General features: G+C 64.9%; 16 protein-coding genes and 1 tRNA gene. 6 read left to right on the forward strand and 11 right to left on the reverse strand.

What is annotated here, in order from left to right; translation table 11 throughout:
• Positions 1-77: 77 nt before the first annotated feature.
• The 5 genes from ABFA30_RS06070 to ABFA30_RS06090 all read right to left on the reverse strand — a co-directional run bounded on the left by ABFA30_RS06070 (position 78) and on the right by ABFA30_RS06090 (position 4,449).
• Positions 78-1,298 (reverse strand): methyltransferase, encoded by a 1,221-nt coding sequence (locus ABFA30_RS06070; protein WP_410045237.1) that lies wholly within the window; start codon positions 1,296-1,298, stop codon positions 78-80.
• A 176-nt stretch (positions 1,299-1,474) separates the two neighbouring features.
• Positions 1,475-2,164 carry an ABC transporter permease gene (locus tag ABFA30_RS06075; protein ID WP_225786562.1) on the reverse strand — a complete coding sequence of 230 codons (690 nt, stop codon included), beginning with the start codon at positions 2,162-2,164 and terminating at the stop codon, positions 1,475-1,477.
• Positions 2,161-2,856: an ABC transporter permease gene (locus tag ABFA30_RS06080; RefSeq protein WP_225786561.1), complete on the reverse strand. Its 696-nt coding sequence runs from the start codon at positions 2,854-2,856 to the stop codon at positions 2,161-2,163. Before ABFA30_RS06080 ends, ABFA30_RS06075 begins: the two co-directional genes overlap by 4 nt.
• Before the next feature lie 55 nt (positions 2,857-2,911).
• Positions 2,912-3,664 carry an ABC transporter substrate-binding protein gene (locus ABFA30_RS06085; protein WP_225786560.1) on the reverse strand — a complete coding sequence of 251 codons (753 nt, stop codon included), beginning with the start codon at positions 3,662-3,664 and terminating at the stop codon, positions 2,912-2,914.
• An 11-nt stretch (positions 3,665-3,675) separates the two neighbouring features.
• Positions 3,676-4,449: an ABC transporter ATP-binding protein gene (locus ABFA30_RS06090; protein ID WP_225786559.1), complete on the reverse strand. Its 774-nt coding sequence runs from the start codon at positions 4,447-4,449 to the stop codon at positions 3,676-3,678.
• A gap of 607 nt (positions 4,450-5,056) precedes the next feature.
• Here ABFA30_RS06090 and gabP point away from each other — a divergent pair.
• Positions 5,057-6,457: a GABA permease gene (gene gabP, locus ABFA30_RS06095; RefSeq protein ID WP_225786558.1), complete on the forward strand. Its 1,401-nt coding sequence runs from the start codon at positions 5,057-5,059 to the stop codon at positions 6,455-6,457.
• A 167-nt stretch (positions 6,458-6,624) separates the two neighbouring features.
• Here the strand turns inward: gabP and ABFA30_RS06100 are convergent, their stop codons facing one another.
• The 6 genes from ABFA30_RS06100 to ABFA30_RS06125 form a co-directional block, all read right to left on the reverse strand.
• Entirely contained in the window at positions 6,625-7,068 is a 444-nt protein-coding gene (locus tag ABFA30_RS06100; RefSeq protein ID WP_225786557.1) for a hypothetical protein, read from the reverse strand.
• Between the two features lie 203 nt (positions 7,069-7,271).
• Positions 7,272-8,285 (reverse strand): polyphosphate kinase 2, encoded by a 1,014-nt coding sequence (ppk2, locus tag ABFA30_RS06105; protein WP_253081640.1) that lies wholly within the window; start codon positions 8,283-8,285, stop codon positions 7,272-7,274.
• 211 nt (positions 8,286-8,496) lie between these two features.
• Positions 8,497-8,572, reverse strand: a tRNA-Phe gene (locus ABFA30_RS06110).
• A gap of 90 nt (positions 8,573-8,662) precedes the next feature.
• A complete protein-coding gene (locus ABFA30_RS06115) occupies positions 8,663-8,935 on the reverse strand; it encodes an oxidative damage protection protein (protein ID WP_225786555.1) in 273 nt (90 codons plus the stop codon).
• Complete coding sequence (mutY, locus tag ABFA30_RS06120; RefSeq protein ID WP_253090699.1) at positions 8,932-9,999, reverse strand: A/G-specific adenine glycosylase; 1,068 nt, start codon at positions 9,997-9,999, stop codon at positions 8,932-8,934. Before mutY ends, ABFA30_RS06115 begins: the two co-directional genes overlap by 4 nt.
• Positions 9,996-12,239: an AsmA family protein gene (locus ABFA30_RS06125; protein WP_225786553.1), complete on the reverse strand. Its 2,244-nt coding sequence runs from the start codon at positions 12,237-12,239 to the stop codon at positions 9,996-9,998. The genes mutY and ABFA30_RS06125 overlap by 4 nt, the downstream gene beginning before the upstream one ends.
• Before the next feature lie 288 nt (positions 12,240-12,527).
• Here ABFA30_RS06125 and hisB point away from each other — a divergent pair, with 288 nt between their 5' ends.
• The 5 genes from hisB to hisF all read left to right on the forward strand — a co-directional run bounded on the left by hisB (position 12,528) and on the right by hisF (position 15,720).
• Positions 12,528-13,121: an imidazoleglycerol-phosphate dehydratase HisB gene (hisB, locus tag ABFA30_RS06130; protein WP_225786552.1), complete on the forward strand. Its 594-nt coding sequence runs from the start codon at positions 12,528-12,530 to the stop codon at positions 13,119-13,121.
• Positions 13,121-13,759, forward strand: a complete 639-nt coding sequence (gene hisH, locus ABFA30_RS06135) for an imidazole glycerol phosphate synthase subunit HisH (RefSeq protein ID WP_225786551.1) — start codon at positions 13,121-13,123, stop codon at positions 13,757-13,759. The genes hisB and hisH overlap by 1 nt, the downstream gene beginning before the upstream one ends.
• Entirely contained in the window at positions 13,760-14,020 is a 261-nt protein-coding gene (locus tag ABFA30_RS06140) for a DUF2164 domain-containing protein (RefSeq protein ID WP_410045238.1), read from the forward strand.
• 100 nt (positions 14,021-14,120) lie between these two features.
• The gene (hisA, locus tag ABFA30_RS06145; RefSeq protein ID WP_253081642.1) at positions 14,121-14,852 is read left to right on the forward strand and encodes a 1-(5-phosphoribosyl)-5-[(5-phosphoribosylamino)methylideneamino]imidazole-4-carboxamide isomerase; all 732 of its coding nucleotides are present in this window, start codon (positions 14,121-14,123) and stop codon (positions 14,850-14,852) included.
• Between the two features lie 97 nt (positions 14,853-14,949).
• The gene (hisF, locus tag ABFA30_RS06150) at positions 14,950-15,720 is read left to right on the forward strand and encodes an imidazole glycerol phosphate synthase subunit HisF (RefSeq protein ID WP_225786548.1); all 771 of its coding nucleotides are present in this window, start codon (positions 14,950-14,952) and stop codon (positions 15,718-15,720) included.
• Positions 15,721-15,762 lie beyond the last annotated feature (42 nt).

Genomic DNA, 15,762 nt, shown 5'->3' on the forward strand with positions numbered 1-15,762 from the left:
CGTTTGGATCCAAGATTTCGTGATTTTCATCACAAGCTTGTTCACAGAGTTATCCACAGGCTGTCAAGCATGTGCGGCTATCCGCCGCGTTCGGCCAGCAACAGCAGGTTGCGTGGTGTCAGGTGGTAGTCGCAGAACACGCCCAGGCGCACGGCGTAGCCTTGTTCCTGGAGGAACAGGGCGCGATCCAGTACCAGCCAGAGCTCCAGCGGACGACGGAACAGGTTGCGCACCAGCTCCAGGTTGCGCACTTCGGCCAGGCGTCGTTGGCCTGCCGCTTCCAAAGCCGCCCAGTCCGGCTCGCCGGTGATCTCTAGCGCCTTGAGCGCGGCCAGGTCGCGGCAGTACTGGGCGAAGGGCTTCGCCAGCCAGGCGACCGGTAGCGAGGGTGTGGGCAGGTATTCGTCGCGCTGGCGCTGCTGGCGTTGCAGCAGGTCGAAACCCAGGCGTCGGGCCATGGACTCATCGCGCTGGCGGCGTACCCGGGTGCCGGCGGTGACGGTTTCGCTCAAGGGCAGGCCCAGGTCGTCCAGCGAGAGCTGCAGGTTCGAAGCCTGCGCAGCTGCGGATAACGCCTGGTAGTGCGTGCCTTGGATGCGGTTGTAGCAACAGGGGGCTACCGCCATCTGGTGGCAGCCCTGCTGGCTGGCCAGTTGCAGCAGGCGTACGTGCAGGTCTCCGCAGGCGTGCAGGGCGACCACGCTCCTGTCGCCGCCCAGGTGGCGGGCGCTGTCTTCGGCGAGCACATCCTGTCGTACGTGGGTCGCGGGTAGCCGGTGGCGATCGCTCAACGCCTGGCCGGCAGCGACCAGCTCGGCATCGTGTTCCAGGCAGGTCAGGCGCTGCCCTGCTTGCAATACACGCCGACCCAGGTGGCCTTTGCCCGAGCACCAGTCCAGCCAATGGTGCGTGTGCTCGCGAAAGCTCAGGCGGCGGCTGAAGGCTTCGATCTGTTGCCATTTGCGGCCGGGGACGTTGGCATCGAGGCGATGGCCGGCCGGGGGGAGGCCGGCGTCTGGCAGTTCGCCGACCGTGGACAGTTGCCTGGCCTGCTGGGCGAGCTGTGGATAAGGGGCGGGGGCAGGGAGCTGATCGAGGTGCTGCTGGGCTGCCTCGGCTTCCTCCAGGGAGCGCTGGCGCAGCCAGGTCGAGAGCTCGGGGTGGTCCGTTTCCCAGGCCATGCGTAGCTGGGTGAACGGGCGGGGGCGCCAGAGCTGCTGGTGCTGGGCGAGAAAGCGGTCGAGTGCGTGGAAGCGCTCGGCGAGCTGGTCGCCATGGAGGAAGGGGATCTTGCTCATGGTTGCATTATGGATGGCGGTGTTGCGGCGTGTTCGGGGGCGAGGGTCGAGGGCGGTCAGTTAGCGGGCAGCGCCTTTCGGGGGCGCTGTGCGCCCCTTTCCGACCGGTCCGGCGCGCTCCCACAGCGATCTCAAGGGCAGCGTGGCCTGTGGGAGCGGGCTTGCCCGCGAAGCGTTCATCGCCCTTGGCAGGCGTCGACGCGCAACCAGCGCTCGAGCAGCTTGAAGCACTGCACCAGGACGAAGGAGATCAACAGGTAGAACACCCCGGCCGCGAAGAAGATCTCCACCGGCAGGTAGGTACGGGCGATGATGGTCCGGGCCATGCCGGTCAGTTCCAGCAGGGTCACGGTACTGGCCAGGGCACTGGCCTTGAGCATCAGGATCACTTCGTTGCTGTAGGCCGGCAGGCCGATGCGCGCGGCCCGTGGCAGCATGATGTAGAACAGTGTCTTGCTCCGCGACATGCCCAGGGCGCGCGCCGCCTCGATCTCGCCCTTGGGGATGGCCTGCAGCGCGCCGCGCAGGATCTCGGCGATGTAGGCGGCGGTGTGCAGGGTCATGGTCAGCACGGTGCACCAGAACGGGTCGCGCAGGTAGGGCCACAGGGCGCTGCTGCGCACCGCATCGAACTGGGCCAGGCCGTAGTACACCAGGAACAGCTGCACCAGCAGCGGGGTGCCGCGGAAGAAGAAGATGTAGCCGTAGGGCAGGGCGCGCACGTACCAGTGGCGCGAGGCACGGGCAACGCCCAGCGGGATGGCCAGGATCAGCCCGGCGATGACCGCGATGGCCACCAGCTCCAGGGTCAGGGTCGCGCCCTGGGCCAGGCGTGGCAGCCACTTGATGATGACTTCCCAGTTCATTGCTCGGCCCTCACGAAGCCGCGAGCGGCGCGTTTTTCCATGAAGTGCATGCCAACCATGGCGACGATGGTCAGGCTCAGGTAGATGCAGGCAGCGACCATATAGAAGGTGAACGGCTCCTTGCTCACGGTCACGGCGATCTGCGAATGACGCATGATTTCTTCCAGGCCGATCACCGAAACCAGTGCGGTGTCCTTCATCAGGATCATGAACAGGTTGCCCAGGCCAGGCAGGGCGATGCGCCACATCTGCGGCAGGATGATCCGCGACAGGATGCGCCCCTTGGACAGGCCCAAGGCCAGGCCGGCCTCACGGTGGCCCTTGGGGATCGCCAGGATGGCGCCACGGAATACCTCCGTGGCATAGGCGCCGAAGCACAGGCCGAGGGCGATCACGCCGGCGGCGAAGGCATTGAGTTCCAGCCCCGGTATGTTGAGGGCTTCGCCGATGCGGTTCATCAGGCTGACGGTGCCGAAGTAGATCAGCAGGACCCAGAGCAGTTCGGGCACGCCGCGCACCAGGGTCGAGTAGGTGCTGCCGAGCCATTGCAGCGGTTTGATCGAGGAGGTCTTGGCCAAGGCGCCGAGCAGGCCCAGGACCAGCCCCAGCAGCAGGGCGCAAAGCGCCAGTTTTACGGTCATCAGGGTGCCGGCCGCCAGGGCCGGACCGAATCCGTGCAGGTCGATATTCATGGGCAGGTGCGTTCAAGGGACCGACACCGCGCGAGGCGGTGCCGGTCGGGGCGTATCATTCGATGCTGAACGGGAAGTACTTGTCGTTGATCTTCTTGTACGTACCGTCGGCTTTGATTTCTTGCAGTGCGGCATTGAGCTTCTCGCGCAGGGGGTCACCCTTGCGCACGGCGATGCCGATCTTGTCGCTGTCTACCACAGGCTCGCCCTTGAACTCGAAGTTCTGGCCGTCCTTGCTCTTGAGCCACTCGTACTGCACGTACTTGTCGGCCAGGATGCCGTCGATGCGCCCGGAAACCAGGTCCAGGTAGGCGTTTTCCTGGGTGTCGTAGAGCTTGATGTCGACGTCGTCGCCGTAGTTGTCCTCGAGCCAGGTACCGGCCAGGGTGGCGCGCTGGGTGCCGATCACCTTGCCCTTGAGCGAGGCCTTGTCGGTCTTGAAGTCGACGTTCTTCGGCGCGATGAACTGCAGTTTGTTGGAGTAGTACGGGTCGGTGAAGTCGACGGCCTGCTTGCGCTCCTCGGTGATCGACAGCGAGGACACCAGGAAGTCGAACTTCTTGGCGTTCAAGGCCGGGATGATGCCGTCCCAGTCGGAGGTGACGACCGAGCACTCGACCTTCATCTTGGCGCACAGGGCGTCGCCGATGTCCTTGTCGAAGCCGACCACGTTGCCGCTGGCGTCCTTGTTGTTGAACGGCGGGTAGGCCGCTTCGATACCCATGCGCAGTTTTTCCGCGGCCATGGCGTTGGCCGAGAAGACCAGGGTGGCGGCGGCGGCCAGGAGGAATTTCTTATAGGTTTGCATGTGTTGCTCCGTTAGCGGTGGCTGGACATGAATTGCTTGCAACGCGCCGAGTTCGGGTTTTCGAAGACCTGCTGCGGCGTTCCTTGCTCTTCGACCAGGCCCTGGTGCAGGAAGACCACTTCGCTGGACACCTGGCGGGCAAAGTTCATCTCGTGCGTCACCAGCAGCATGGTACGGCCTTCTTCGGCGAGCGCACGGATAACGTTAAGCACTTCCTGGACCATTTCCGGATCGAGGGCCGAGGTCGGCTCGTCGAACAGGATGACCTTGGGCTTCATGGCCAGGGTACGGGCAATGGCGGCGCGCTGCTGCTGGCCACCGGAAAGCTGGGCGGGGTAGGCATGACGCTTGTCGTAGATGCCGACCTTGTTGAGCAGCGCCTCGGCGTGCTCGATGGCCTCGGCCTTGCTCTGGCCGAGGACGCGGCGCGGCGCCTCGATGATGTTGTCGAGGATCGACATGTGCGGCCAGAGGTTGAAGTTCTGGAAGACGAAGCCGATCTCGCTGCGCAGGCGGTTGATCTGGCGATTGTCGGCAGCGATCAGGTCGCCGTTCCTCGTCGCCTTGAGCTTGAGCGCCTCGCCGGCGACGAAGATCTCGCCCTGGTGCGGGTTCTCCAGCAGGTTGATGCAGCGCAGCAGGGTGGACTTGCCGGAACCGGACGAGCCGAGGATCGAGATCACGTCACCGTCGCGGGCGGTCAGCGAAATGCCCTTGAGAATTTCCTGGTCGCCGTAGCGTTTGTGCAGGTTGCGGATTTCCAGCGCGGGCGTGGCCTGGGCCATGTGCGGTCCTCATGTGTTCGGGTGCGTTCCCAGCTGTTGGCGGCCTTCCTGGCGAGCGCCAAGCTAGCATAGCGGCGGAATGACAGCCAACCAGGTCGCAAGGGGCTCGGGTCGCTGGCGGGACAGTTTGTCGCATCGTTGCAGCGGACTGTCGCGAGGATGTCCGCGGGCGCCTTCGCCCAGCACCGGAGCCTTGATGAAAAAAGGCGCGATGGTGCCAGCTTTGGACGTGCCTGGGAAGCCGTTTTTGGCCGGGTGGCGCTTTCCCGCGCGTTATGTCTTGGTCAGGTTGCGCTGCTGGGTTGTACTTTTTCATGCAGCATTTTCGTGCGCTGGTGTTACCGAGGAGCACCTTTGGTGCGTTTGTAAGTGAGTATTTCAGTAATCCAGGCTTGGCATGGGGCAATGATGGCCTTTCGGTCAAGGGCTGGCTGAATGCCCCGCAAGGCGGTGCTACTCGGGGGTTGGGGAGTTTCCGGACGAGTGTCCTGGCCGGGTGGCTCGCTTATTGCCAGCAGGAGAGGGCCGAATGCAGCGGTGCCTGGATCGACCCCAGGGCGCGCTTGCTATCACGTTCGGACGGTCCACTCCTTACAAAGGTAGTTTTATGAGCGGTAAGCACAATTCCAATGACCTCGCTCAGGGGCTCAAGCAACGGCATGTGACCATGCTGTCCATCGCTGGCGTGATCGGCGCCGGCCTGTTCGTCGGCTCCGGCCACGCCATCGCCCTGGCCGGCCCGGCCGTGCTGCTCGCCTATGCTGCCGCCGGTACCCTGGTGGTGCTGGTGATGCGCATGCTTGGCGAGATGGCCATCGCCTCGCCGGACACCGGTTCCTTCTCCACCTACGCCGACCGCGCCATCGGGCGCTGGGCCGGTTTCACCATCGGCTGGCTGTACTGGTGGTTCTGGGTCCTGGTGATCCCGCTGGAGGCCAACGCCGCGGCGGCCATCCTGCACGCCTGGTTCCCTGCCGTGGACCTGTGGGCCTTCTCCTTGGTCATCACCCTGGTGCTGACCGGCACCAACCTGTTCAGCGTGAAGAACTACGGCGAGTTCGAATTCTGGTTCGCCCTGCTCAAGGTGCTGGCGATCATCGGCTTCATCGTGGTCGGTTGCGTGGCCATGTTCGGCCTGGCGCCAGGTAGCCAGGTCAGCGGCGCCAGCCACCTGTTCGATACCCAGGGCTTCATGCCCAATGGCCTGGGCGCCGTGCTGGCGGCCATGCTGACGACCATGTTCTCGTTCATGGGGACCGAGATCGTCACCATCGCGGCGGCGGAGTCGAAGGACCCGGGCAAGCAGATCACCCGCGCCACCAACTCGGTGATCTGGCGTATCTGCCTGTTCTACCTGGTGTCGATCTTCCTGGTCGTGGCCCTGGTGCCGTGGAACGATCCGGCCCTGGCCGAGACCGGCTCCTACCAGACCGTGCTGAGCCGGATCGGCGTGCCCAACGCCAAGCTGATCGTCGACATCGTCGTGCTGATCGCCGTGACCAGCTGCCTGAACTCGGCGCTGTACACCTCCTCGCGCATGCTGTTCTCCCTGAGCAAGCGCGGCGACGCCCCGGCCCTGGCCCAGCGCACCACCAAGGCCGGCACCCCGCACTGGGCGGTGCTGCTGTCCACTGCCGCGGCCTTCCTGACCGTGTTCGCCAACTTCGTCGCCCCGGCGGCGGTGTTCGAGTTCCTGCTGGCCAGCTCCGGCGCCATCGCCTTGCTGGTGTACTTGGTGATCGCCGTGTCGCAACTGCGCATGCGCAGCCAGCGTGAGGCCCGTGGCGAGACGATCGCCTTCAGGATGTGGCTGTTCCCGGGGCTGACCTGGGCGGCCATCGCCTTCATCGTCGCCGTGCTGGCGGTGATGGCCTTGCGTGAGGATCATCGCGCCGAGATCATCGCCACTGCGCTGCTGAGCATTGGCGTGGTCGCGGCTGGCTTGCTGGTGCATCGCAAGCGCAAGGCCGAAGGCCAGGCGGCCGGGCAGGTGGCCTTGGACAACTGAGGTGGGCTGCTGTGAATGAAAAGGCCGCGTCCTGTGCAGGGCGCGGCCTTTTCATTGGGACCGCTTTATGCTCCTGTCGCGACGCAAGGCCGCTCCCGCAGGGCCTCTGCAACCCCCATCGTTCTTGATCGGCCCAGACCTGCGTGGGGCTCGCCGGCGATAGGGTTTCAGCCGAACTGCTTCTGCTGTTGCTGCTGCTTGGCCACCGCTTCGGAGGCTGCCACATAGGCTTCTTGGAACTCATCGCTTTCCAGCCAGGCCATGGTGGTGTCTTCGTCGGTGCCGTCGAGCCATTTGCGGTAGGCGGTGAAGACCATGACGATGTAGTCGGTGGCGTGCTCTTCCTTGTGGCCCTTGAGTACCAGCGCCAGCAGCGGGTCGACCAGGAATACCGAGATCATCGGCACCAGGCCGTTCTCCTGGGCTTCTTTCATCTTGTCGAACAGGCTGTTGTAGCTGCCCGAGTCCATGGCCTTGGTGAACACCTGCTCGACGCTGGCGCTCTCGCCGGTGCTGGCCTTGACCGCCTGGCCGCTGCGCACCATGCGGTTCTGCTTGGCCTTGGCGGCGGCGCGCTTGGCGCGTTTCTGTTGCTTGGTGTTGGAGGCCATGGGGTAGATCCTTGGGGGTGTCTGGAAAATGCGCGTATTGAAGCGTAGTTGCCGAAGAAACCCAAGCGTTGGCCGATTGGGGCCGCTGTGCGGCCCATCGCTGGCAAGCCAGCTCCCACAGGGAGCGCGCTACTCTCAAGAGCAGCGGCGAGCCTGTGGGAGCGGCCTTGTGTCGAGAAAGGGCTGCGCAGCAGACCTGGGGTTCAACTGGCCTGCGGTGCCGGCTCATCCTCCTCGAACCCCCGCGAAGCCCGCCCCACTAGCAGTGGGTCGGGTGCATGGGCCACGCTGTGGTCCTTGCCCGGATAGTCCAGCGAATGCAGGAAGTGGCGGATGCAGTTGATCCGCGCGCGCTTCTTGTCGTCGGACTTGATCACCGTCCAGGGCGCGTCGGCGGTGTCGGTGTGGAAGAACATGGCCTCCTTGGCCGCGGTGTAGTCCTCCCACCTGTCCAGCGACTTGATGTCGATGGGCGAGAGCTTCCAGTGCTTGAGCGGGTCGTCGCGGCGGGAGATGAAGCGGCGCAGTTGCTCCTCGCGGTTCACCGAGAACCAGTACTTGAACAGCAGGATGCCGCTGTTGCACAGCATGCGCTCCAGCTCCGGGGCCTGGCGCATGAACTCCAGGTACTGCAGCGGCGTGCAGAAGTCCATCACCCGCTCGACGCCGGCGCGGTTGTACCAGGAGCGGTCGAAGAACACCATTTCGCCAGCCGTGGGCAGGTGCTGGATGTAGCGCTGGAAGTACCACTGGCCCTTTTCCTGCTCGGAGGGCTTTTCCAGGGCGACGATCCGCGCGCCACGCGGGTTCAGGTGTTCCATGAAGCGCTTGATCGTGCCGCCCTTGCCCGCCGCGTCGCGGCCTTCGAAGAGGATGACCACGCGCTGGCCGGTTTCCTTCACCCAGCTCTGCACCTTGAGCAGCTCGATCTGCAGGTTGTGCTTGGCCTTCTCGTAGTCCTGGCGGCGCAGGCGGGTGCGGTATGGGTAGTTGGCCGGCAGGCGCGCCGAGGTGCTGTCCTCGCTGCTGCCGTGGCGGGCGGTGGCCACTTCCAGGGCGGCGGGTTGCTGGCTGATGGCGCTGATGGTCGGCTCGGGCTTGATCCTGGCGGCGGGCTTGCGCGGGCGTGAGGGGCGGCGGCGAGGGATCGAGGCGATGCCTGGGCTGGCGTCCTGGGCGGGCGTGGGGGAGAGCAGGGGCGTGGAGTCGTCGCTCATGGAAGTCCCTTCGGGTCGATTCGAGTGTCCACCCGATATGCTAGGACTCGCTGATTGATGGCTTTTTGATGTCGGTCAATGCTGGGCTGATCGTCCGGGCCAGGGGCCGCTTCGCACCCCATCGCTGGCAAGCCAGCTCCCACAGAGGGCGCTTGCGCCGACTGACAGGCACAAAAAAACCCTGGATCTTTCGATCCAGGGTTTCGGTATTTGGTGCCCAGAGACGGAATCGAACCGCCGACACGGGGATTTTCAATCCCCTGCTCTACCGACTGAGCTATCTGGGCAACGGGGCGCATTAAAAGGGTTTTTCAGGATCACGTCAACGACTTTTTGAAAATTTTTTAAATTAATTCCGTCGCTTACGTTTCCGAGGCTCATTCGCTGGGGGGAACGTAGCCTTCGGCCTTGGCGTAGTCTTCGCCGGAGAAGAACTTGTCCATCTCCGCCTGGAGGAACTTGCGGTCCTCGGCGTTCATCATGTTCAGGCGCTTTTCGTTGATCAGCATGGTCTGGTGCTTCTGCCATTCGTCCCAGGCCTGCCTTGAGATGTTGTCGAAGATGTCCTGGCCCTTGGCGCCGGGGTAGGGCGGGCGCTCAAGGCCGGGCAGTTCTTCTTTGTACTTGCGGCACATCACGGTGCGGGTCATCGGGGCTCTCCTGCAATCAATTCGTCGGCCGCGCGTTTGAGCAGTTTCTTGACCGGGGCAGCCAGGCCCAGGCGCGGCGGGGTGGCCAGGTTATACCAGAGCCAGTCGGGCTCGGCCACGTGCGAGCCAGCCGGGTCGACGCGCACCAGCCAGGGCTCGATGGCCAGCTGGAAATGGCTGAAGGTGTGGGTCAGGCCTTCCAGGGCGTGGCTGGCGGTCATGCGCAGGCCATGCTGGTAGGCCAGGTCGTCGAGCTGCTCCAGGCTGTCCAGCTCCGGCAGGCTCCACAGGCCACCCCACAGGCCGCTGGAGGGGCGGCGGTAGAGCAGGATGGCGCCTTGCTGGTTGGCCAGGATCGGCATCAGCGTGCGGCGCTGGGGCAGGGCCTTGCGCGGCTTGGGCTCGGGGTAGTGGGTTTCCTGGCCGAGCAGGTGCGCCTGGCAACCTTGCTGCAGCGGGCAGATCAGGCAACTGGGCTTGCTGCGGGTGCACAGCGTCGCCCCCAGGTCCATCATCGCCTGGGTGTAGTGGTTGACCCGGGTCATCGGCGTGAAGCGCTCGGCATTGGCCCACAGGGCATTGGCCACCTTCGGCTCGCCCGGGTAGCCGGCCTGGGCGGTATAGCGGGCCAGCACGCGCTTGACGTTGCCGTCGAGGATCGGTGCACGAATGCCCATGCTGATGCTGGCGATGGCGCCAGCGGTGGAGCGGCCGATGCCGGGCAGCTCGGTGAGCTGCTCGACGCTGCGTGGGAATTCGCCGCCGTGCTTTTCGACCACGATCTTCGCCGCCTTCTGCAGGTTGCGTGCGCGGGTGTAGTAGCCCAGGCCCGTCCACAGGTGCAGTACCTCGTCCTCTGGTGCCTCGGCCAGGGCCCGTACTGTGGGCAGGGCCTGCATGAAACGGTCGAAATAGTTGAGCACGGTGCTGACCTGGGTCTGCTGCAGCATGATTTCCGAGACCCAGACACGGTAGGGGGTGATGCCCTGTTGCCAGGGCAGGTCGTGGCGGCCGTGCTGGTCGTACCAGTCCAGCACGGCGCTGGAGAACTGCTCGGGACTCATCGTTTGAACAGCCCCTTGAGTGCCTCTTTGACTTCCGGGCTCACCTTGTCACCGAGCTTTTCGTCGAGCTTGTCATCCAGTTTCTCCTTCAGGCGATTGCCGGCCAGCTTGGCGGCGACCTTGCCCAGGCCGTCCTGGTCCAGGCGGCAGGCCTTGGCACCCAGCTCCAGCGGGCCGCGACAGCGCAGCGGCAGTTCGACGCCAACGTAGCGCTCGTTGACCTGGCAGGCCGGGTCAGGCATGGCGCGCTGGTCGCCTTCGACGATCACGCCGATGTTGTAGTCCATGCCCAGCACGCGCAGGTCGACGTCACCATGGCCGTTGACGGCCAGGCCGGGGATGCGCGCCTTCAGGTCCGGGTTGCTGGCCACGCCGTTGCGTATCACCAGGCTGCCGCGCAGTTCCTGGAAGGGCGTGTCCTTGCCGCGCGGCTCGCCGCTGAGCGTCTTGCGGTTGAGGGTGGCGATGGCCTGGCACAGTTGCTGTTCCAGGTTGGCGTTGACCAGCACGCCATCGTTGATGGTGAAGCTGGCTTTGCCGTTGAGGGTATCGACCAGGGCCTTCTGGCTGTTGCCGGTGGCGGTCAGGTCGCTGGAGAGGGTCAGCAGGCCCTTGACCGGCGGGGCCTGGTCCGGGCTTTCGCGCTTGATGAAGTGCTCCACCGGCACGCGAGTGATCTTCGTGTTGACGCCGATCTGTGGTACGGCCGGGCGTACATCGACGGTGCCCTTGGCCTCGAAGCTGCCGTTGTACAGGCTGCCGCGCAGGGTCTGGAGGGTCACCAGGCCGCCCTGGCCGCTGGCCTTGAGCTGGGCGTCGGCGATCGGCAGCTTGTCCAGCGTCAGGGCGCCGAACGACAGGTCGGCCTGCAGGTCGAGTGCGCGCAGGCGGTCCACCGGCAGCAGCTTGTCGTTGCTCCAGGCCACCTGGGTCGGGGCGTTGGGTAGCGGGGTGGTGCCAGTCACCGCGCGGGCTTCCTGCTGCTTGACCTCGGCCTGGCGGGCGGCCGTGGCGCCCTTGGCCTCCTCGCTCTTGGCCGGGAAGTAGCGATCGGCGTCGAACTTGTCGGCTTTCAGGCGCAGGCGCAAGGCCTGCTTGGCGACGTCTTCGACGGCCACGCGGCCGCTGAAGGTGCTGTCGTCCAGTTTCACCGCCAGGTCTTCCAGGGCCAGGCTGTTCGGGTTGCCCTGCAGGCGGCTGACCAGCTCCAGCTTGCCGAACGCGGCCGGGTCGGCGGTGGCCGGCAGCGGGTGGCCGATGCTGTCGAGGAAGGTGCGCAGGTCGAACTGGGCCACGGACAGGCCACCGCTCAGTTGCGGGGTCTTGTCCAGGTCGCGCAGGTTCAGTTCGCCCAGGGCGCGCAGCTGGTTGGCCGACAGCTTCAGGCCGTTCCACGAGGCGACGTTGGCTGCCAGGTCGACCAGCAACTGGCCCTGGGCGGCGAAGGTCATGGTCTTGCCGGCCAGCGGCTCGCCCGAGGTCTCGCCGGAAAGGCGCATGTCCTCGAAGTTGTAGCGCTTGAGCCGACGGTCGAAGCGCAGTTCGCCGGTCAGCTCGGTGCGGGCCTTGAGGTTCGGTTGGCTGGCGCTCAGGAAGGCGCTGGCCTTGAGCGGGATGTTCACGCCCTCGCGCACCGCGCCGGTGCTCAGCTGGATGCTTTCGGCGCTGAAGCTCTGGCCGCTGCGGGCATCGGTGTACTGCACCCGGGCGTTGTTCACGGTCAGGCTGTCGATGTCCAACTTGACCTGGCGCTCGTTGGCACCTTGCTGGCTGGCCGGGGGCTCGCTGGCGGTGGGCTCGGCGGGCTTGGCGCCGCTGCTGGCGCTCTGCTCGGGCAGGGGCTTGCCGATGTCTTCCCAGTTGCCGTGGCCCTGTTCGTCGCGGGTCAACGTCAGGTTCAGGCCCTCGACGCGCACGTCGCTCATCTGCACTTCGCGGCGCAGCAGGGGCAGTACGCGCACCGACAGGCCGAGCATCTGCAGGTCGGCGAACGGCGCCTTGGGGTTGTTCAGCGTGGCGACGCTGGCGTCATGCAGCTCCAGGCCCAGCCACGGGAACAGGCTCCAGCCGATTTCACCGTTGAGGGTCAGCTCGACGTGGGCCTTGTCGCGGGCCAGCTGGCGAATCTCGTCTTTATAGTCGTTGGGATCGAAGAGGTGGGTCAGGGCGAAGCCCAGCGCCACGATGATCAGCAGCAACCCGAGAAGCCCCAGCCCCAGGATTTTGCCGAACGCTTTCATGGGCGAGTCCTTGTAGTCCGATTTTGAAATTCAAGCGGCAAAGTATAGCGCCGCGGCGATGGCTCCTGCGTATCAGACAAGCGATACAGGGCATTTCTTACGAATGTTGAAGAAGGCGCCGATGGTTTGGCCAGTACAGGTTTGACCTCATCCACTACCGCAGTTCCTTGGACGGGGCGGCGGGCGCAAAAATGGCCTGGCGCTGCCATATGTCATCCGCGTTCCAAGCCGGCGCGTTCTGGGCCTATAATGGCAGCCTTTTCGCCCAATGATTTTGCGGAGCTGGTGATGGTCGAACGTAAGGCTTCCGTCGAGCGCAATACCCTGGAAACCCAGGTAAAGGCCTCGATCAACCTCGATGGCAGTGGCAAGGCCCGATTCGATATCGGTGTGCCTTTCCTTGAACACATGCTCGACCAGATCGCCCGGCATGGGCTGATCGACCTGGACATCGAGTGCAAGGGCGACCTGCATATCGACGACCACCACACCGTGGAAGACGTCGGCATCACCCTCGGCCAGGCCTTCGCCAAGGCCATCGGCGACAAGAAGGGCATCCGCCGCTACGGCCATGCCTACGTGCCGCTGGACGAAGCGCTGTCGCGCGTGGTCATCGACTTCTCCGGCCGCCCGGGGCTGCAGATGCATGTGCCGTACACCCGTGCCAGCGTCGGTGGCTTCGACGTCGACCTGTTCCAGGAGTTCTTCCAGGGCTTTGTCAACCACGCCCTGGTGACCCTGCACATCGACAACCTGCGTGGCCACAACACCCACCACCAGATCGAGACGGTGTTCAAGGCCTTCGGCCGCGCCCTGCGCATGGCCGTCGAGCTGGACGAGCGCATGGCCGGGCAGATGCCTTCGACCAAGGGATGCCTGTAATGCAGACAGTCGCCGTTATCGACTATGGCATGGGCAACCTGCACTCGGTGGCCAAGGCCCTGGAGCATGTCGGCGCCGGCAAGGTGCTGATCACCAGCGACGCCGCGGTGATCCGCGAGGCCGACCGGGTGGTGTTCCCCGGCGTCGGCGCGATCCGTGACTGCATGGCCGAAATCCGTCGCCTGGGCTTCGATGGTCTGGTCCGCGAGGTCAGCCAGGACCGTCCATTCCTCGGCATCTGCGTCGGCATGCAGGCGCTGCTCGAGCACAGCGAGGAGAACGACGGCGTCGATTGCATCGGCCTGTTCCCCGGCCAGGTGCGCTTCTTCGGCAAAGGCCTGCAGGAAGACGGCGAGCACCTGAAGGTGCCGCACATGGGCTGGAACGAGGTCAGCCAGGCCATCGACCACCCCCTGTGGCACGATATCCCCGACCGGGCCCGTTTCTACTTCGTGCACAGCTACTACATCAATGCCGGCAAGCCGGGCCAGGTGGTCGGCCGCGGCCACTACGGCGTCGACTTCGCGGCGGCGCTGGCCGATGGCCCGCGCTTCGCCGTGCAGTTCCACCCGGAGAAGAGCCATACCCATGGCCTGCAGTTGCTGCAGAACTTCATCGCCTGGGACGGGCGCTGGTAGATGAGCAGGTCGCGGACCAAGGCGCCGGTCCTCACCCTGGCCCCCGAGCAGGAGCGCGAGGCCCTCGACACCTTGAAGCGGTTCCTGGAGGACCGCTTCGAGCTGCAACTGGGCTCATTCGAAGTGGCCGAGGTTCTCGAACTGTTCAGCAAGGAAATTGCACCCCATCACTACAACAGGGCGATTGCCGATGTTCAGCTGCACCTCAAGGAGCGGTTCGAGAGCATCGAAAGCGACCTATGGGCGTTGGAAAAAAGCTGAAAGCCGCAAGCTAAAGCCTGATCGCCTATCGAACAACCACCGCGCATTGCTTGCAGCTTGTGGCTTGCCGCTTGCCGCTTGAATTGATGAAGGAAAGAGCATGCTGATTATCCCCGCTATCGATCTCAAGGATGGTGCCTGCGTACGCTTGCGCCAAGGTCGCATGGAAGACTCCACCGTATTCTCCGACGACCCGGTGAGCATGGCCGCCAAATGGGTCGAGGGGGGCTGCCGTCGCCTGCACCTGGTCGACCTCAATGGCGCCTTCGAAGGCCAGCCGGTCAATGGCGAGGTGGTCACCGCCATCGCCAAGCGCTACCCACAGCTGCCGATCCAGATCGGCGGCGGTATCCGCTCGCTGGAAACCATCGAGCACTACGTCAAGGCCGGCGTCAGCTACGTGATCATCGGTACCAAGGCGGTCAAGCAGCCAGCGTTCGTCGCCGAAGCGTGCAAGGCCTTCCCGGGCAAGGTCATCGTCGGCCTGGACGCCAAGGACGGTTTCGTCGCCACCGACGGCTGGGCCGAGGTCAGCTCGGTGCAGGTCATCGACCTGGCCAAGCGTTTCGAGGCCGATGGCGTTTCGGCGATCGTCTACACCGACATCGCCAAGGACGGCATGATGCAGGGCTGCAACGTGCCCTTCACCAAGGCCCTGGCCGAAGCCACGTCGATCCCGGTGATCGCCTCGGGCGGCATCCACAACCTGGGCGACATCAAGGCCCTGCTGGACGCCAAGGCGCCGGGCATCATCGGCGCTATCACCGGCCGTGCCATCTACGAAGGCACCCTCGACGTCGCCGAGGCCCAGGCCTTCTGCGACAACTATTGACAGGAGCGGCAAGCTGCAAGCGGCAAGATAAAGGCAGTACGCGGTCCGGCCTTTCTCTTGCCGCTTGAAGCTTGCAGCTGCTCCCCAGGAGTCCCCCATGGCTTTAGCTAAACGCATCATCCCTTGCCTGGACGTGGACAACGGCCGGGTGGTCAAGGGCGTCAAGTTCGAGAACATCCGCGATGCCGGCGACCCGGTGGAGATCGCCCGGCGCTACGACGAGCAGGGTGCCGACGAGATCACCTTCCTCGACATCACCGCCAGCGTCGATGGCCGAGACACCACGCTGCATACCGTCGAGCGCATGGCCAGCCAGGTGTTCATCCCGCTGACCGTGGGCGGTGGCGTGCGTACCGTGCAGGACATCCGCAACCTGCTCAACGCCGGTGCCGACAAGGTCTCGATCAATACCGCCGCGGTGTTCAACCCCGAGTTCGTCGGCGAGGCGGCCGAGCGCTTCGGCTCCCAGTGCATCGTCGTCGCCATCGACGCCAAGAAGGTCAGCGGCCCCGACGAGACGCCGCGCTGGGAGATCTTCACCCACGGCGGGCGCAAGCCGACCGGCCTGGATGCGGTGGCCTGGGCGAAGAAGATGGAAGGCCTGGGGGCGGGCGAGATCCTGCTCACCAGCATGGATCAGGATGGCATGAAGAGCGGCTTCGACCTGGGCGTGACCCGCGCCATCAGCGATGCCGTGGGCATCCCGGTGATCGCCTCGGGCGGCGTGGGCAACCTGCAGCACCTGGCTGACGGGATCCTGGAAGGGCATGCCAGCGCGGTGCTGGCGGCGAGCATCTTCCACTTCGGCGAATACACCGTGCCCGAGGCCAAGGCCTACATGGCGGCGCGGGGAATCGTCGTTCGCTGATTCTGCGCGTGGGGCTTTGAACCCTGGGGCTGCAAAGCAGCC

This window comes from Pseudomonas sp. HLMP, assembly GCF_046365545.1.
In the GTDB taxonomy this organism is placed as follows: Bacteria; Pseudomonadota; Gammaproteobacteria; order Pseudomonadales; family Pseudomonadaceae; genus Aquipseudomonas; species Aquipseudomonas guariconensis_B.